This is a genomic window from Citrobacter sp. NCU1 (assembly GCF_010231475.1).
Lineage (GTDB): Bacteria > Pseudomonadota > Gammaproteobacteria > Enterobacterales > Enterobacteriaceae > Citrobacter_D.
Map to the genome: position 1 here is coordinate 1 of NZ_NRDO01000046.1, position 18,442 is coordinate 18,442.

An 18,442-nucleotide genomic window follows, 5' to 3' on the forward strand; every position below is an offset into this window, starting at 1 on the left:
GTTCGCGTAGAGAAAATGAAACAAGCGGGGATCATTACCGGAGCGCGTATTGACGTTAGCCCAAAACAACTGGGATACGACGTCTGCTGCTTTATCGGCATAATTTTAAAAAGTGCGAAAGATTATCCTTCGGCATTAGCCAAACTGGAAAGTCTGGATGAAGTGACGGAAGCGTATTACACCACTGGTCACTACAGTATCTTTATTAAAGTCATGTGCCGCTCGATCGACGCACTGCAGCAGGTACTTATCAACAAGATCCAAACAATTGATGAAATTCAGTCCACTGAAACGCTGATCTCTTTGCAGAACCCGATCATGCGGACTATCCGCCCATAACCATTTTTTTAAATCCCCTGCTTTTCCACAGGTAGATCCCAACTCGCTCACAGCGTACAATAGCCCATCTTGATCAGGATGGGCTCGTATGGCGGACATAACTCTTATTAGCGGCAGCACCCTTGGCGGTGCCGAATACGTTGCAGAACATCTGGCTGAAAAGCTGGAAGATGCGGGTTTTTCAACAGAAACCCTACACGGTCCGCTGCTAGAAGATCTCCCCACCTCCGGGATCTGGCTGGTGATAAGTTCCACGCACGGCGCGGGAGACATTCCAGACAACCTTCTTCCTTTCTATGAAGATCTCCAGTCTCAAAAAACCGATCTGTCACAGGTGTGTTTCGGTGCAATTGGCATCGGTAGTCGCGAATACGACACTTTCTGTGGTGCTATCGATAAAATAGAGGCAGAACTGAAGAGTTCAGGAGCAAAACAGAGAGGCGAGACACTCAAGATCAACATCCTTGAACACGATATTCCGGAAGATCCGGCAGAGGTTTGGCTGGGATCCTGGATTAATTTACTCAAAATAGTGTAAAGATCGTGCGATCAACTGTGGGTAAGTCTGGTGAAAAGCTTGGATCAACCCGTAGTTATCCAAAGAATAACCGTTGTTCAGTTTTTGAGTTGTGTATAACCCTTCATTCTGATCCCAGCTTATACGGACCAGGATCACCGATCATTCACAGCTAATGATCCTCAGCAACCTGTTGATCTTAATAACCGGATCCTGGTTATCCACAGATACTGGCGATCCTAATAAGAGATCACAATAGAACAGATCTCTAAATAAAAAGATCTTCTTTTTAATACCCAGGATCCCAGGTCTTTCTCAAGCCGACAAAGTTGAGTAGAATCCACGGCCCGGGCTTCAATCCATTTTCACACCGCCGTAATGCGAGGCAATTACCATGTTTTATCCGGATCCTTTTGACGTCATCATCATTGGCGGGGGTCATGCAGGCACTGAGGCCGCTATGGCCGCAGCGCGTATGGGTCAACAAACCCTGCTTTTGACACACAATATCGACACACTGGGGCAAATGAGCTGCAATCCAGCTATTGGCGGTATTGGGAAGGGACACCTGGTAAAAGAAGTGGATGCGCTCGGTGGGCTGATGGCCAAAGCAATCGACCATGCAGGCATTCAGTTTAGGATACTAAACGCAAGCAAAGGTCCTGCCGTTCGCGCAACCCGGGCGCAGGCGGATCGCGTGCTCTATCGCCAGGCGGTACGAACCGCACTGGAAAACCAACCGAATCTGATGATCTTCCAGCAGGCGGTTGAGGATCTGATTGTTGAGAACGATCGTGTTGTCGGCGCAGTGACCCAGATGGGTCTCAAGTTCCGCGCAAAAGCCGTTGTTCTAACCGTCGGGACTTTTCTTGATGGCAAAATTCACATTGGGCTGGATAACTACAGCGGTGGCCGTGCCGGCGATCCGCCGTCCATCCCTCTGTCTCGTCGTTTGCGTGAACTGCCGCTGCGTGTGAGCCGTCTGAAAACCGGTACACCGCCACGTATCGATGCCCGCACCATCGATTTCAGCGTGCTGGGTCAGCAAAATAGCGACAATCCACTGCCGGTCTTCTCATTCCTGGGCAACGCCTCTCAGCATCCACGCCAGATGCCGTGCTACGTCACCCACACCAATGAGAAAACCCATGACGTGATCCGTAATAACCTCGATCGTAGCCCGATGTATGCCGGGGTGATCGAAGGGATCGGTCCGCGTTACTGCCCATCGATTGAAGACAAAGTGATGCGCTTTGCCGACAGAAACCAGCACCAGATCTTCCTGGAGCCGGAAGGGCTGACGTCTAACGAAATTTACCCGAACGGTATTTCCACCAGCCTGCCGTTTGATGTGCAGATGCAGATCGTCCGCTCCATGCAGGGAATGGAAAACGCGAAGATCGTTCGTCCTGGTTATGCTATCGAGTATGACTTCTTCGATCCGCGTGACCTGAAACCAACGCTGGAAAGCAAATTTATCCACGGTTTGTTCTTTGCCGGACAAATCAATGGCACGACCGGTTACGAAGAAGCGGCTGCGCAGGGGCTGCTGGCCGGTCTGAATGCTGCGCGACTGTCTGCGGACAAAGAGGGCTGGGCACCCGCGCGTTCCCAGGCGTATCTGGGAGTGTTGGTAGACGATTTGTGCACCCTGGGCACCAAAGAACCGTACCGCATGTTTACCTCCCGCGCTGAATATCGTCTGATGCTGCGTGAAGATAACGCCGATCTCCGCCTGACCGAAATGGGTCGTGAGCTGGGTCTGGTGGATGATGAGCGTTGGGCTCGCTTTAATGAGAAACTGGAGAACATTGAACGTGAACGTCAGCGTCTGAAATCCACCTGGGTGGCCCCATCCTCCGAATCTGCGGGCGAAGTGAATGCTCACCTAAGTGCGCCGCTCTCGCGTGAAGCGAGTGGTGAAGATCTGCTACGCCGTCCGGAAATGACCTATGAACAACTGACCGCGCTGACGCCGTTTGCTCCGTCTCTGGACGATGTTCAGGCAGCAGAGCAGGTCGAAATTCAGGTGAAGTACGAAGGGTACATCGCCCGTCAACAGGATGAGATCGAAAAACAGCAGCGTAACGAAAATACTATTCTGCCCACAACGCTGGATTACCGTCAGGTTTCTGGTTTGTCGAATGAAGTTATCGCCAAGTTGAACGATCATAAACCGGTCTCAATTGGTCAGGCATCGCGCATCTCCGGCGTTACACCTGCGGCGATATCCATTCTGCTGGTCTGGCTGAAAAAACAAGGCATGCTGCGCCGTAGTGCGTAAATGCACCGTTTTGGCGGGTGGCGCTTCGCTTACCCGTTTTACAGGTTCGTAAGGCCCGGTACGCGCTAGCGCGACCGGGCAAATTTTATAGACAGGTAATCACCGTGCTCAACAAACTCTCTCGTCTGCTGGATCAAGCAGGTATTTCGCTCACCGATCACCAGAAAAATCAGTTGGTCGCGTATGTTGATATGCTGAACAAGTGGAATAAGGCCTATAATCTGACCTCTGTCAGAGATCCCGGTGAGATGCTGGTTCGCCATATTCTGGACAGCATTGTTGTCGCGCCGTATCTGCAAGGGCAACGTTTTATTGATGTTGGTACGGGACCGGGTCTGCCGGGAATTCCATTGTCAATTGTACGTCCTGAGTCGCATTTCACCCTGCTGGACAGCTTGGGTAAGCGCGTGCGTTTTCTGCGCCAGGTTCAACATGAGCTTAAACTGGATAACATCACGCCCGTTCAGAGTCGTGTTGAGGAGTTTCCTTCCGAACCACCGTTTGATGGTGTGATCAGCCGCGCGTTCGCTTCACTCAATGACATGGTCAGTTGGTGCCACCATCTGCCAGGCGAGAACGGTCGATTTTATGCGCTGAAAGGGCAGTTGCCAGAGGATGAAATCGCTTCGTTGCCTGTTGAATTTAGTGCAGAATTGGTTGTTAAACTGCGGGTTCCACAGTTGGAAGGTGAACGTCACCTGGTGATCGTTAAGGCAAACAAAATTTAATATTCGTCAAAAAAAATAGAAAAAAAACGGTATCTCACGTGTTAAAAATCGTGGGGTATCGTGCCGTTATAACTGGTTACACTTAACGTTGGCGTCACTCTTTGTTTTCATCTCGACAACGACCCTTTTTTTAGTAATGACAAAAGTAGTCAACATTGAAAATATCAGTCTGCTAAAAATCGGCTTTGCAAATCACTCTTTTATGTTAAATGTTTATTAAAAAAGTCAATGGGTTGTTTTTGCGTTGTAGATCGATGTTTTTAAAATGGTGAGTGACTTTACGCTTAAATATCAGAAAGTTGAAAAGGCATCATTTGCCAAGTAAATAAATACCGCCAGGGCGAATATGCTCAATATGTGATCTGAAGCACGCTTTATCACCAGTGTTTTCGCGCTATTTGCAGTTTTACCCGATCGCTCATAGTTTGGCTAAAAGTTAAAAATGCGGGGTAGGGAAAAATATTTAAACATTTATTCACCTTTTAGCTACTTATTGTTTGAAATCACGAGGACGCACCGTATAATTTGACCGCTTTTTGATGCTTGACTCCAGGTCTTAAAGAACGTTTTATACGACACGCGACATACCTCGATGAGAGCAGGAGTAAAAACGTGATGTCTGTGTCGCTCTTGAGTCGAAACGTTGCTCGTAAGCTTCTGTTCATTCAGCTACTGGCTGTGATGGCAAGTGGATTTCTGTTTAGTTTCAAAGACCCCTTCTGGGGCATCTCCGCAATATGTGGAGGGATGGCAGTGTTTCTGCCTAATATGTTGTTTATGATATTTGCCTGGCGTCACCAGGCGCAGATACCAGCAAAAGGCCGGGTTGCCTGGTCGTTCGCCTTCGGCGAAGCGTTGAAGGTGTTAGCGATGCTGGTTTTACTGGTGGTGGCGCTGGCGGTTTTGAAGGCGGTATTTTTACCGCTGATCGTTACGTGGGTTTTGGTGCTGGTGGTTCAGATACTGGCACCGGCTGTAATTAACAACAAAGGGTAAAAGGCATCATGGCTTCTGAAAATATGACGCCGCAGGATTACATAGGACACCATCTGAATAACCTTCAGTTGGACCTGCGTACATTCTCGCTGGTGGATCCGCATAACCCCCCAGCCACCTTCTGGACGCTCAATATTGACTCCATTTTTTTCTCGGTGGTGCTGGGTCTGTTGTTCCTGCTTATGTTCCGTAGCGTTGCGAAAAAGGCAACCAGCGGCGTACCAGGTAAATTTCAGACCGCGATTGAGCTGGTGATCGGCTTTGTGCATGGTAGCGTGAAAGACATGTACCATGGTAAAAGCAAGCTGATCGCACCGCTGGCCCTGACGATTTTCGTCTGGGTGTTCCTGATGAACCTGATGGACTTACTGCCTATCGACCTGCTGCCGTACATTGGCGAGCATATCTTTGGTCTGCCGGCTCTGCGTGTGGTTCCGTCTGCTGACGTGAACATCACCCTGTCTATGGCACTGGGCGTATTTATCCTCATTTTGTTCTACAGCATCAAAATGAAAGGCCTTGGCGGCTTCGCGAAAGAGTTGACGCTGCAGCCGTTCAATCACTGGGCATTCATCCCTGTCAACTTAATCCTTGAAGGGGTAAGTCTGCTGTCCAAACCGATTTCTCTCGGTCTGCGACTGTTCGGCAACATGTATGCCGGTGAGCTGATTTTCATTCTGATTGCTGGCCTGTTGCCGTGGTGGTCACAGTGGATCCTGAATGTGCCCTGGGCCATTTTCCACATACTGATTATTACGTTGCAAGCCTTCATCTTCATGGTTCTGACGATTGTCTATCTGTCGATGGCGTCTGAAGAGCATTAATTTACCAACACTACTACGTTTTAACTGAAACAAACTGGAGACTGTCATGGAAAACCTGAATATGGATCTGCTGTACATCGCTGCCGCTGTGATGATGGGTCTGGCGGCGATCGGTGCTGCGATCGGTATCGGCATCCTCGGGGGTAAATTCCTGGAAGGCGCAGCGCGTCAGCCTGATTTGATTCCTCTGCTGCGTACTCAGTTCTTTATCGTTATGGGTCTGGTGGATGCTATCCCGATGATCGCTGTAGGTCTGGGTCTGTACGTGATGTTCGCTGTCGCGTAGTAAGCGTTGCTTGAATTAAGAGCAATATCAGAACGTTAACTAGATAGAGGCATTGTGCTGTGAATCTTAACGCAACAATCCTCGGCCAGGCCATCGCGTTTGTCCTGTTCGTTCTGTTCTGCATGAAGTACGTATGGCCGCCGTTAATGGCTGCCATCGAAAAACGTCAAAAAGAAATTGCTGACGGTCTTGCTTCCGCAGAACGAGCACATAAGGACCTTGACCTTGCAAAGGCCAGCGCGACCGACCAGCTGAAAAAAGCGAAGGCGGAAGCTCAGGTTATCATTGAGCAGGCGAACAAACGCCGCTCTCAGATCCTGGACGAAGCCAAAACTGAAGCAGAGCAGGAACGTACTAAAATCGTGGCACAGGCGCAGGCGGAAATTGAAGCCGAGCGTAAACGTGCCCGTGAAGAGCTGCGTAAGCAAGTTGCTATCCTGGCTGTTGCTGGCGCCGAGAAGATCATCGAACGTTCCGTGGATGAAGCTGCTAACAGCGACATCGTGGATAAACTTGTCGCTGAACTGTAAGGAGGGAGGGGCTGATGTCTGAATTTATTACGGTAGCTCGCCCCTACGCCAAAGCAGCTTTTGACTTTGCCGTCGAACACCAAAGTGTAGAACGTTGGCAGGACATGCTGGCGTTTGCCGCCGAGGTAACCAAGAACGAACAAATGGCAGAGCTTCTCTCTGGCGCGCTGGCGCCGGAAACGCTCGCTGAGTCGTTTATCGCAGTCTGCGGTGAGCAGTTGGACGAAAACGGCCAGAACCTGATTAAGGTGATGGCTGAAAATAATCGTCTGAACGCGCTCCCGGATGTTCTGGAGCAGTATATTCATCTGCGTGCAGCCAGTGAGTCTACCTCTGAGGTAGAAGTCACTTCTGCGACCACGCTAAGTGAAGCACAGCTTGCGAAGATCAGCGCTGCGATGGAAAAACGTCTGTCACGCAAAGTTAAGCTGAATTGCAAAATCGATAAGTCTGTAATGGCAGGCGTTATCATCCGTGCGGGTGATATGGTCATTGATGGTAGCGTACGCGGCCGTCTTGAACGCCTTGCAGACGTCTTGCAGTCTTAAGGGGACTGGAGCATGCAACTGAATTCCACCGAAATCAGCGAACTGATCAAGCAGCGCATTGCTCAGTTCAATGTTGTGAGTGAAGCTCACAACGAAGGTACTATTGTTTCTGTAAGTGACGGTGTTATCCGCATCCACGGCCTTGCCGATTGTATGCAGGGTGAGATGATTTCCCTGCCGGGTAACCGTTACGCTATCGCACTGAACCTGGAGCGCGACTCCGTAGGTGCGGTCGTTATGGGCCCGTACGCTGACCTTGCCGAAGGCATGAAGGTTAAGTGTACTGGTCGTATTCTGGAAGTTCCGGTTGGCCGTGGCCTGCTGGGTCGTGTGGTGAACACTCTGGGTTCCCCTATCGATGGTAAAGGTCCGGTTGATAACGATGGCTTCTCGCCAATCGAAGTTATCGCACCGGGCGTAATCGAACGTCAGTCCGTCGATCAGCCAGTTCAGACCGGTTATAAATCCGTTGATGCCATGATCCCAATCGGTCGTGGTCAGCGTGAATTGATCATCGGTGACCGTCAGACCGGTAAAACCGCGATGGCCGTCGATGCGATCATCAACCAGCGTGATTCCGGCATCAAATGTGTGTACGTGGCTATTGGCCAGAAAGCGTCCACCATTTCTAACGTGGTGCGTAAACTGGAAGAGCATAATGCTCTGTCTAACACCATTGTTGTTGTGGCGACTGCGTCTGAATCCGCCGCACTGCAATACCTGGCGCCATACGCTGGTTGCGCAATGGGCGAATATTTCCGTGACCGCGGTGAAGATGCTCTGATCGTTTATGATGACCTGTCCAAACAGGCTGTTGCTTATCGTCAGGTTTCCCTGTTGCTCCGTCGTCCGCCAGGACGTGAAGCATTCCCGGGCGACGTATTTTACCTCCACTCCCGTCTGCTGGAACGCGCATCCCGCGTTAACGCGGAATACGTTGAGAAATTCACCAAAGGTGAAGTTAAAGGTAAAACCGGCTCCCTGACCGCTCTGCCGATTATCGAAACCCAGGCGGGTGACGTTTCTGCGTTCGTTCCGACCAACGTAATTTCCATTACCGATGGTCAGATCTTCCTGGAAACCAACCTGTTTAACTCCGGTATTCGTCCGGCGGTTAACCCGGGTATCTCCGTATCTCGTGTAGGTGGCGCAGCACAGACCAAGATCATCAAGAAACTGTCCGGTGGTATTCGTACCGCGCTGGCACAGTATCGTGAACTGGCGGCGTTTTCTCAGTTCGCTTCCGACCTCGATGACGCTACGCGTAAGCAGCTGAGCCACGGTCAGAAAGTAACTGAACTGCTGAAGCAGAAACAGTATGCACCAATGTCTGTTGCACAACAGGGTGTGGTGCTGTTTGCGGCTGAGCGCGGTTACCTCGAAGATGTGGAACTGGCGAAAATCGGTAGTTTCGAAGCTGCTCTGCTGGCTTATGTCGACCGTGACCACGCTCCGCTGATGCAAGAGATTAACCAGTCCGGTAGCTATAACGATGAAATCGAAGGCAAGCTGAAAGCTATCCTCGATTCCTTCAAAGCAACCCAGTCCTGGTAACGTCTGGCGGTCTGTCTTAGGGCAGGCCGCAAGGCATTGAGGAGAAGCTCATGGCCGGCGCAAAAGAGATACGTAGTAAGATCGCAAGCGTCCAGAACACGCAGAAGATCACTAAAGCGATGGAGATGGTCGCCGCTTCCAAAATGCGTAAATCGCAGGAGCGCATGGCGGCCAGCCGTCCTTATGCAGAGACCATGCGCAAAGTGATTGGTCACCTTGCGAATGGTAATCTGGAATATAAGCACCCTTACCTGGAAGAACGCGACGTTAAACGTGTGGGCTACCTGGTGGTGTCGACCGATCGTGGTCTGTGTGGCGGCTTGAACACTAACCTGTTCAAGAAACTGCTGGCAGAGATGAAAGCATGGTCCGAAAAAGGCGTTCAGTGCGAACTCGCAATGATCGGCTCTAAGGGCGTGTCTTTCTTTAGCTCCGTTGGCGGTAATGTGGTTGCTCAGGTAACTGGTATGGGGGATAACCCTTCCCTGTCCGAACTGATCGGTCCGGTTAAAGTGATGCTGCAGGCCTATGATGAAGGCCGTCTGGACAGACTGTACGTTGTCAGCAACAAATTTATTAACACCATGTCTCAGGTTCCAACTCTCACTCAGCTGCTGCCTTTACCGGCATCAGAAGATGAAGAGTTAAAACAAAAAGCCTGGGATTACCTGTATGAACCCGACCCGAAACCGCTGCTGGATACCCTGCTGCGTCGTTACGTTGAATCTCAGGTTTATCAGGGTGTGGTAGAAAACCTGGCCAGCGAGCAGGCCGCACGTATGGTGGCGATGAAAGCCGCGACCGACAATGGCGGCAGCCTGATCAAAGAGCTGCAGTTGGTATACAACAAAGCTCGTCAGGCCAGCATTACTCAGGAACTCACCGAAATCGTCGGTGGTGCATCCGCGGTATAACCAGGTTAATTCGTAGAGGATTCAAGATGGCTACTGGAAAAATTGTCCAGGTAATCGGCGCCGTGGTTGACGTCGAATTCCCTCAGGATGCCGTACCGCGCGTGTACGATGCTCTTGAGGTTATGAATGGTAATGAGAGTCTGGTGCTGGAAGTTCAGCAGCAGCTCGGTGGTGGTATCGTACGTACCATCGCCATGGGTTCTTCCGACGGTCTGCGTCGTGGTCTGGAAGTTAAAGACCTCGAGCACCCGATCGAAGTTCCGGTAGGTAAAGCAACTCTGGGTCGTATCATGAACGTCCTGGGTCAGCCGATCGACATGAAAGGCGACATCGGCGAAGAAGAACGTTGGGCGATTCACCGTGCAGCACCTTCTTATGAAGAGCTGTCCAGCTCTCAGGAATTGCTGGAAACCGGTATCAAAGTTATGGACCTGATTTGTCCGTTTGCGAAAGGCGGTAAAGTCGGCCTGTTCGGTGGTGCGGGTGTAGGTAAAACCGTAAACATGATGGAGCTGATCCGTAACATCGCGATCGAGCACTCCGGTTATTCCGTGTTTGCGGGCGTGGGTGAACGTACTCGTGAGGGTAACGACTTCTACCACGAAATGACCGACTCCAACGTTCTGGATAAAGTATCCCTGGTTTATGGCCAGATGAACGAGCCGCCAGGAAACCGTCTGCGCGTTGCACTGACCGGCCTGACTATGGCTGAGAAGTTCCGTGACGAAGGTCGTGACGTTCTGCTGTTCGTTGATAACATCTATCGTTATACCCTGGCCGGTACTGAAGTATCCGCACTGCTGGGCCGTATGCCTTCAGCGGTAGGTTATCAGCCGACGCTGGCGGAAGAGATGGGTGTTCTGCAGGAACGTATCACCTCCACCAAAACCGGTTCTATCACCTCCGTTCAGGCGGTATACGTACCTGCGGATGACTTGACTGACCCGTCGCCAGCCACCACCTTTGCTCACTTAGATGCAACCGTGGTACTGAGCCGTCAGATCGCGTCTCTCGGTATCTACCCGGCCGTTGACCCGCTGGACTCCACCAGCCGTCAGTTGGATCCGCTGGTGGTTGGTCAGGAGCACTACGACACCGCGCGTGGCGTTCAGTCCATCCTGCAACGTTACCAGGAACTGAAAGACATCATCGCGATCCTGGGTATGGACGAACTGTCCGAAGAAGACAAACTGGTGGTAGCACGTGCGCGTAAAATTCAGCGCTTCCTGTCCCAGCCATTCTTCGTAGCAGAAGTCTTTACCGGCTCTCCAGGTAAATTCGTATCGCTGAAAGATACTATCCGTGGCTTTAAAGGCATCATGGATGGCGAATACGATCACCTGCCAGAGCAGGCGTTCTATATGGTTGGCACCATCGAAGAAGCTGTCGAGAAAGCCAAAAAACTTTAACGCCTTAATCGGAGGGTGATATGGCAATGACTTACCACCTGGACGTCGTCAGCGCAGAGCAACAAATGTTCTCTGGTCTGGTCGAAAAAATCCAGGTAACGGGTAGCGAAGGTGAACTGGGTATTTACCCGGGGCACGCGCCGCTGCTCACCGCCATTAAGCCTGGTATGATCCGCATCGTTAAACAGTTCGGTCATGAAGAATTTATCTACCTGTCCGGCGGCATTCTTGAAGTGCAGCCTGGCAACGTGACCGTTCTGGCTGATACCGCGATTCGCGGGCAGGATCTCGATGAAGCGAGAGCCCTGGAAGCGAAACGTAAGGCTGAAGAGCACATTAAGAGCTCTCATGGTGACGTGGACTATGCTCAGGCATCTGCGGAACTGGCCAAAGCGATCGCGAAACTGCGCGTTATCGAGTTGACCAAAAAAGCGATGTAACACCGGCTTGAAAGCATAAAACCAGTCTGAATTCAGGCTGGTTTTTTTTTGCCTTTTCTCTGGATTTCCTCTTTTTAAGCCCTTGTTTATCCTTTATTTATGGGTTAAAAAAATAGCAAAAACATTAACCTAACGCCTTAATAAGTGGTAAGTCTTACTTTTCAGAAGACAAAAGGCGTGACGATGGACGAAAATGCCACAGTATCAAGTAGAGATAACCCCCTGATGAGCATTTTATCTACACCCCATTTCACGGTGAAAAAAATGTGGAATTTTCAAAATGAAACGGTATAAATTCGTTATCTCATCAAAGTCAGGATGCGTATGTTGAATAGTGCTATGAGCGTAGTGATCCTTGCCGCAGGTAAAGGCACGCGCATGTATTCCGATCTTCCTAAAGTGCTGCACACCCTTGCGGGAAAAGCGATGGTTCAGCATGTTATTGATGCTGCTAATGACATTGGCGCATCTCACGTTCATCTGGTCTATGGCCACGGTGGCGATCTGCTTAAGCAGACACTGAAAGAAGACAACCTGAATTGGGTTTTGCAGGCCGAGCAGTTGGGTACAGGTCATGCGATGCAGCAGGCTGCGCCATTCTTTGGCGACGATGAAGACATTTTAATGCTCTATGGCGACGTACCGCTGATTTCGAGCGACACATTGCAGCGTCTGCGTGATGCAAAACCGCAGGGCGGCATTGGATTGCTGACGGTAAAGCTGGATGATCCAAGCGGCTATGGTCGTATTACGCGTGAAAACGGTAAGGTCACCGGAATCGTTGAGCACAAAGATGCAAGCGACGAGCAACGTCAGATCCAGGAAATTAATACCGGCATTCTGATTGCTAACGGCGCAGACATGAAGCGTTGGCTGTCAAAACTGACCAATAACAATGCTCAGGGCGAGTATTACATCACTGACATTATTGCGCTGGCATATCAGGAAGGTCGCGAAATCGCTGCCGTTCACCCTGACAGACTCAGCGAAGTGGAAGGTGTGAACAATCGCCTGCAACTCTCTCGTCTGGAACGCGTTTACCAGTCTGAGCAGGCTGAAAAGCTGCTGCTGGCAGGCGTTATGCTGCGTGATCCTTCTCGATTTGACCTGCGCGGAACATTAACGCACGGGCGAGATGTCGAAATTGATACTAACGTTATCATCGAAGGCAACGTAACGCTTGGTCATCGCGTGAAGATTGGCGCGGGCTGCGTTATCAAAAACAGTGTGATTGGCGACGATTGTGAAATCAGTCCGTACAGCGTAGTAGAAGATGCACATCTGGCAACGGCGTGTACTATTGGCCCGTTTGCCCGCTTGCGCCCTGGTGCAGAACTGCTGGAAGGCGCGCACGTAGGTAACTTTGTCGAGATGAAAAAAGCGCGTCTGGGCAAAGGCTCGAAAGCCGGTCATCTGACCTACCTGGGTGATGCTGAAATTGGCGATAACGTGAACATCGGTGCAGGAACGATCACCTGTAACTACGATGGCGCGAACAAGTTTAAAACCATTATTGGCGATGATGTGTTTGTTGGCTCCGATACCCAACTGGTGGCACCAGTGACGGTGGGTAATGGTGTGACAATTGCGGCGGGGACCACCGTTACCCGTGATGTTGCCGATAACGAACTGGTGATAAGCCGTGTACCGCAGGTCCATAAGCAGGGCTGGAAGCGTCCGGTGAAGAAAAAGTAAATTCAATTTTTGTTTACCGGATAACGCGTTTACGCTGCCATCCGGTAAACAGGGATGAGGGGATAACATAATCCCCCGCCCAAAAAGCAGTACCATAAAAATAACCCCACTCTCTACAAAGGCTCGGGGCGCCCGAAAATACGGGCATACAGGTTGACCGACAACGACTGGCATATCGCCAAAATCGGAATTAAAAAAATATGTGTGGAATTGTTGGCGCTATTGCGCAACGTGATGTAGAAGAAATTCTTCTCGAAGGTTTACGTCGTCTGGAATACCGTGGCTATGACTCTGCGGGGCTGGCTGTGGTCGACAACGAAGGGCACATGACCCGTCTGCGTCGCCTGGGTAAAGTGCAGATGCTGGCACAGGCTGCGGAAGAGCAGCCGTTGCACGGCGGTACGGGTATTGCTCATACTCGTTGGGCAACCCACGGCGAACCTTCAGAAGCAAACGCGCATCCGCATGTTTCTGAACACATTGTGGTGGTGCATAACGGCATCATCGAAAACCATGAACCGCTGCGTGAAGAACTGAAAGCGCGTGGTTATACGTTTGTTTCAGAAACTGACACCGAAGTGATTGCTCACCTGGTGCATTGGGAACTGGAACAAGGCGGCACTCTGCGTGAAGCGGTGCTACGTGCTATTCCGCAACTGCGCGGCGCGTACGGTACCGTGATCATGGATACCCGCAAACCGGATACGCTGCTGGCGGCTCGCTCTGGTAGCCCGCTGGTGATTGGTCTGGGTATGGGTGAGAACTTTATTGCTTCCGATCAGCTGGCGCTGCTGCCAGTCACCCGTCGCTTCATCTTCCTGGAAGAGGGCGATATTGCGGAAGTGACCCGTCGCACCGTCTCTATTTTCAATAAAACTGGCGCGGAAGTGAAACGTCAGGATATCGAATCCAACCTGCAGTACGACGCGGGCGATAAAGGTATTTATCGCCACTACATGCAGAAAGAGATCTACGAGCAGCCAAACGCGATTAAAAACACGCTGACTGGACGTATTACTCACGGTGAAGTGGATTTGAGCGAGCTGGGTCCGAAGGCGAACGAACTTTTGTCTCAGGTTGAGCACATTCAGATCATCGCCTGCGGTACGTCATACAACTCCGGTATGGTATCCCGCTATTGGTTTGAATCTCTCGCAGGAATTCCGTGTGACGTGGAAATCGCGTCTGAATTCCGCTATCGCAAATCAGCCGTGCGTCGCAACAGCCTGATGATCACCCTTTCGCAATCTGGCGAAACGGCAGATACGCTGGCCGGGCTGCGCTTATCGAAAGAGTTGGGTTATCTGGGTTCCCTGGCGATTTGTAACGTTCCGGGTTCTTCCCTGGTTCGTGAATCAGACCTGGCGATGATGACCAATGCCGGTACCGAAATCGGCGTAGCCTCCACGAAAGCCTTTACCACTCAGTTGACCGTTCTGCTGATGCTGGTGGCGAAGCTGGCGCGTCTGAAAGGTCTGGATGCCTCTATTGAGCACGACATCGTTCATGGTCTGCAGGCATTGCCAAGCCGCATTGAGCAGATGCTGTCTCAGGACAAACGCATTGAAGCGCTTGCTGAAGATTTCTCTGACAAACACCACGCTCTGTTCCTGGGTCGTGGCGATCAGTATCCGATTGCGCTGGAAGGCGCGCTGAAACTGAAAGAGATCTCTTATATTCACGCAGAAGCCTATGCCGCAGGTGAACTGAAGCATGGCCCGCTGGCGCTGATTGATGCAGACATGCCGGTTATTGTGGTGGCTCCGAACAACGAACTGTTGGAAAAACTGAAATCCAACATTGAGGAAGTTCGCGCGCGCGGTGGTCAGCTGTATGTCTTCGCCGATCAGGATGCTGGATTCACCAGTAGCGATAACATGCACATTATAGAAATGCCGCATGTAGAAGACGCCATTGCCCCGATCTTCTACACCGTACCGCTGCAATTGCTGGCGTATCACGTTGCGCTTATCAAAGGCACCGACGTGGATCAGCCACGTAACCTGGCGAAATCAGTTACGGTTGAATAATCTGTGTAATGCCCTGCGAAAGCGGGGCATTTTTTTCCCCCGTTTTTTTGAACAATTCCTCCTCCGTTTTTATGTGACAAAGCGTCATATTCAGCTACTGTTTCAGTGTCATAAAAAGAAAATTTTCGCGAAATATTAGTGCCATAAAAACACGTAACGCATTGTTTATTTATGATGTTTTTTAGAGAGTGAATGCCATTATCTTCACTGTCATAAAACTGTCATATTTCGTACATTTAACTGTCACCTGTTTGTCCTATTTTGCTTATCGTAGCCACTTAACAATGATTTACGAATCTTGCAGGAGACATTATGAAAGTTATGCGTACCACTGTCGCAACTGTTGTCGCCGCGACCTTATCCATGAGCGCTTTCGCTGTAAACGCAGCGGCAAGCCTGACAGGTGCAGGTGCAACTTTCCCTGCGCCAGTGTATGCCAAATGGGCAGATACCTATCAGAAAGAAACGGGTAATAAAGTTAATTACCAGGGTATCGGCTCCTCCGGTGGTGTAAAACAAATTACGGCAAACACTGTTGATTTCGGTGCCTCCGATGCCCCGCTATCTGAGGAAAAACTGGCTCAGGAAGATCTGTTCCAGTTCCCGACCGTGATCGGTGGTGTGGTGCTGGCGGTGAATATCCCAGGTCTGAAGTCTGGTGAGCTGGTGTTGGATGGTAAAACACTGGGTGACATTTACCTCGGCAAAATCAAAAAGTGGGATGATGAAGCCATCACCAAACTGAACCCTGGTCTGAAACTGCCTTCCCAGAATATTGCTGTTGTACGCCGTGCTGATGGCTCCGGGACTTCCTTCGTCTTTACCAGCTATCTGGCGAAAGTGAACGAAGAGTGGAAATCGAAAGTAGGTTCAGGCTCGACAGTGAACTGGCCGACCGGTCTGGGGGGTAAAGGTAACGACGGCATCGCAGCGTTCGTACAGCGTCTGCCGGGTGCTATCGGCTACGTTGAATATGCGTATGCCAAACAGAACAGCCTGGCCTACACCAAATTAATCTCCGCTGACGGTAAGCCGGTAAGCCCGACGGAAGAGAACTTTGCTAACGCGGCAAAAGGCGCTGACTGGAGCAAGTCATTCGCTCAGGACCTGACGAACCAGAAAGGTGAAGACGCGTGGCCAATTACCTCCACAACCTTCATCCTCGTGCATAAAGTGCAGAAAAAACCTGAGCAGGGCGCTGAAGTGCTGAAATTCTTCGATTGGGCATACAAAAATGGCGGCAAGCAGGCTAACGACCTGGATTATGCCAGTCTGCCAGACAGCGTGGTTGAGCAGGTTCGTGCTGCATGGAAAACCAACGTGAAAGACAGCAACGGTAAAGCGCTGTATTAACAGAATATCTTTGACGAATTGGCGGATGGCGCTACGCTTATCCGCCCTACGGTTCAGACTGTAGGCCCGATAGGTCGGCCGGATAAGCGTAGCGCCATCCGGCCAGGGCAACTTCGTAAAACGCGTTCAACGGAAAGAGTAATTTATGGCTGCAACTAAGCCTGCTTTTAACCCACCGGGTAAAAAGGGTGACATGATATTCAGCGCGCTGGTAAAACTGGCTGCGCTGCTTGTGCTATTGATGCTGGGTGGCATTATTGTCTCTCTGATCATCTCCTCCTGGCCAAGTATCCAGAAGTTTGGTTTTTCGTTCCTGTGGACCAAAGATTGGGACGCGCCAAACGATATCTACGGTGCGCTGGTTCCCATTTATGGCACGCTGGTGACCTCTTTTATCGCATTGCTGATCGCCGTTCCGGTGAGCTTCGGTATTGCCTTATTTTTAACGGAACTGGCGCCAAACTGGCTGAGACGTCCGCTGGGGATCGCGATTGAACTGCTGGCCGCAATTCCGAGTATCGTGTATGGCATGTGGGGCTTGTTCATTTTCGCCCCGCTGTTTGCGACCTGGTTCCAGGAACCGGTTGGGAACGTCCTTTCCAACATTCCGTTTGTTGGCGCGCTGTTCTCGGGGCCGGCTTTTGGTATCGGTATCTTAGCCGCTGGCGTGATCCTCGCCATCATGATCATCCCGTACATTGCTGCGGTAATGCGTGATGTGTTCGAACAGACCCCGGTGATGATGAAAGAGTCGGCCTACGGTATTGGCTGCACTACGTGGGAAGTCATCTGGCGTATTGTTCTGCCATATACCAAAAATGGGGTGATTGGCGGCATTATGCTGGGCTTAGGTCGTGCGCTTGGCGAAACGATGGCGGTCACCTTTATCATCGGTAACACCTACCAACTCGACAGCGCCTCGTTGTATATGCCGGGCAACAGTATTACTTCTGCGCTGGCGAACGAGTTTGCCGAAGCGGAATCGGGTCTGCACGTTGCCGCACTGATGGAACTGGGGCTGATCCTGTTCGTCATCACCTTTATCGTCCTGTCTGCGTCCAAATTTATGATCATGCGCCTTGCTAAGAACGAGGGGGCACGTTAATGGCTACGATCGAGATGCAATCTACCGCCGCACTGGCGGAATCCCGCCGCAAAATGCAGGCGCGTCGTCGCATGAAAAACCGCATCGCGCTGACGCTCTCCATGGCGACAATGGCTTTCGGGCTGTTCTGGCTCATTTGGATCCTGTTCTCTACCGTTGTACGCGGTATCGACGGAATGTCGCTGGCGCTGTTCACCGAAATGACGCCGCCGCCCAATACGGCGGGTGGTGGTCTGGCAAATGCCCTGGCCGGTAGTGGTTTACTCATTCTGTGGGCGACCGTATTTGGGACGCCACTGGGCATTATGGCGGGGATTTATCTGGCGGAATACGGCCGCAAATCCTGGCTGGCTGAAGTTATTCGTTTCATCAACGACATTCTGCTTTCTGCACCGTCGATTGTGGTTGGTCTGTTCGTCTACACCATTGTTGTCGCGCAGATGGAGCACTTCTCCGGCTGGGCAGGCGTGATTGCGCTGGCGCTGCTGCAAGTGCCAATCGTCATTCGAACCACCGAAAACATGTTGAAACTGGTGCCGGATAGCCTGCGTGAAGCGGCTTATGCGCTGGGAACGCCAAAGTGGAAGATGATCTCTGCGATTACGTTGAAGGCGTCAGTCTCCGGCATCATGACCGGTATTCTGCTGGCGATTGCCCGTATCGCTGGTGAAACCGCCCCGCTGCTGTTTACTGCGCTCTCGAATCAGTTCTGGAGCTCTGACATGATGCAGCCGATCGCCAACTTGCCAGTGACCATCTTTAAATTTGCGATGAGCCCGTTTGCTGAATGGCAGCAACTGGCCTGGGCTGGGGTGTTGTTAATCACCCTGTGCGTTCTGCTGCTGAACATTCTGGCGCGCGTCATTTTTGCGAAGAATAAACACGGTTAA

The 18,442-nt window shown here is 51.1% G+C and carries 18 protein-coding genes; all 18 read left to right on the forward strand.

Annotated features, from left to right (window positions below):
* Window positions 1–339: transcriptional regulator AsnC (asnC, locus tag CJP72_RS15665; RefSeq protein ID WP_162382291.1), on the forward strand; the 339-nt coding region annotated here is incomplete at its 5' end.
* Between the two features lie 88 nt (window positions 340–427).
* On the forward strand, window positions 428–877 hold the full coding sequence (gene mioC, locus CJP72_RS15670) for an FMN-binding protein MioC (RefSeq protein ID WP_162382292.1): 450 nt from the start codon (window positions 428–430) through the stop codon (window positions 875–877).
* Window positions 878–1,250: 373 nt separating this feature from the next.
* Window positions 1,251–3,140: a tRNA uridine-5-carboxymethylaminomethyl(34) synthesis enzyme MnmG gene (gene mnmG / locus CJP72_RS15675; RefSeq protein ID WP_162382293.1), complete on the forward strand. Its 1,890-nt coding sequence runs from the start codon at window positions 1,251–1,253 to the stop codon at window positions 3,138–3,140.
* Window positions 3,141–3,244: 104 nt separating this feature from the next.
* Window positions 3,245–3,868 (forward strand): 16S rRNA (guanine(527)-N(7))-methyltransferase RsmG, encoded by a 624-nt coding sequence (gene rsmG / locus CJP72_RS15680; RefSeq protein ID WP_162382294.1) that lies wholly within the window; start codon window positions 3,245–3,247, stop codon window positions 3,866–3,868.
* 615 nt (window positions 3,869–4,483) lie between these two features.
* Entirely contained in the window at window positions 4,484–4,864 is a 381-nt protein-coding gene (gene atpI, locus CJP72_RS15685; protein WP_162382295.1) for a F0F1 ATP synthase subunit I, read from the forward strand.
* An 8-nt stretch (window positions 4,865–4,872) separates the two neighbouring features.
* A complete protein-coding gene (gene atpB, locus CJP72_RS15690) occupies window positions 4,873–5,688 on the forward strand; it encodes a F0F1 ATP synthase subunit A (RefSeq protein ID WP_162382296.1) in 816 nt (271 codons plus the stop codon).
* Window positions 5,689–5,734: 46 nt separating this feature from the next.
* Complete coding sequence (atpE, locus tag CJP72_RS15695; RefSeq protein ID WP_003023794.1) at window positions 5,735–5,974, forward strand: F0F1 ATP synthase subunit C; 240 nt, start codon at window positions 5,735–5,737, stop codon at window positions 5,972–5,974.
* A 59-nt stretch (window positions 5,975–6,033) separates the two neighbouring features.
* Window positions 6,034–6,504, forward strand: a complete 471-nt coding sequence (gene atpF / locus CJP72_RS15700) for a F0F1 ATP synthase subunit B (protein ID WP_073511767.1) — start codon at window positions 6,034–6,036, stop codon at window positions 6,502–6,504.
* A gap of 14 nt (window positions 6,505–6,518) precedes the next feature.
* Window positions 6,519–7,052, forward strand: coding sequence for a F0F1 ATP synthase subunit delta (gene atpH / locus CJP72_RS15705; RefSeq protein ID WP_162382297.1), 534 nt, complete (start codon window positions 6,519–6,521; stop codon window positions 7,050–7,052).
* A gap of 12 nt (window positions 7,053–7,064) precedes the next feature.
* On the forward strand, window positions 7,065–8,606 hold the full coding sequence (atpA, locus tag CJP72_RS15710) for a F0F1 ATP synthase subunit alpha (protein ID WP_162382298.1): 1,542 nt from the start codon (window positions 7,065–7,067) through the stop codon (window positions 8,604–8,606).
* A gap of 50 nt (window positions 8,607–8,656) precedes the next feature.
* On the forward strand, window positions 8,657–9,520 hold the full coding sequence (atpG, locus tag CJP72_RS15715) for a F0F1 ATP synthase subunit gamma (protein WP_162382299.1): 864 nt from the start codon (window positions 8,657–8,659) through the stop codon (window positions 9,518–9,520).
* 26 nt (window positions 9,521–9,546) lie between these two features.
* The gene (gene atpD / locus CJP72_RS15720) at window positions 9,547–10,929 is read left to right on the forward strand and encodes a F0F1 ATP synthase subunit beta (protein ID WP_162382300.1); all 1,383 of its coding nucleotides are present in this window, start codon (window positions 9,547–9,549) and stop codon (window positions 10,927–10,929) included.
* A 20-nt stretch (window positions 10,930–10,949) separates the two neighbouring features.
* Window positions 10,950–11,369, forward strand: a complete 420-nt coding sequence (locus CJP72_RS15725) for a F0F1 ATP synthase subunit epsilon (protein ID WP_162382301.1) — start codon at window positions 10,950–10,952, stop codon at window positions 11,367–11,369.
* Between the two features lie 324 nt (window positions 11,370–11,693).
* On the forward strand, window positions 11,694–13,064 hold the full coding sequence (gene glmU / locus CJP72_RS15730; protein ID WP_162382302.1) for a bifunctional UDP-N-acetylglucosamine diphosphorylase/glucosamine-1-phosphate N-acetyltransferase GlmU: 1,371 nt from the start codon (window positions 11,694–11,696) through the stop codon (window positions 13,062–13,064).
* Between the two features lie 200 nt (window positions 13,065–13,264).
* Window positions 13,265–15,094 (forward strand): glutamine--fructose-6-phosphate transaminase (isomerizing), encoded by a 1,830-nt coding sequence (glmS, locus tag CJP72_RS15735; RefSeq protein WP_162382303.1) that lies wholly within the window; start codon window positions 13,265–13,267, stop codon window positions 15,092–15,094.
* Window positions 15,095–15,406: 312 nt separating this feature from the next.
* Entirely contained in the window at window positions 15,407–16,447 is a 1,041-nt protein-coding gene (gene pstS / locus CJP72_RS15740; RefSeq protein WP_162382304.1) for a phosphate ABC transporter substrate-binding protein PstS, read from the forward strand.
* Window positions 16,448–16,592: 145 nt separating this feature from the next.
* Entirely contained in the window at window positions 16,593–17,552 is a 960-nt protein-coding gene (pstC, locus tag CJP72_RS15745) for a phosphate ABC transporter permease PstC (RefSeq protein WP_162382305.1), read from the forward strand.
* Window positions 17,552–18,442, forward strand: coding sequence for a phosphate ABC transporter permease PstA (pstA, locus tag CJP72_RS15750; RefSeq protein ID WP_162382306.1), 891 nt, complete (start codon window positions 17,552–17,554; stop codon window positions 18,440–18,442). The genes pstC and pstA overlap by 1 nt, the downstream gene beginning before the upstream one ends.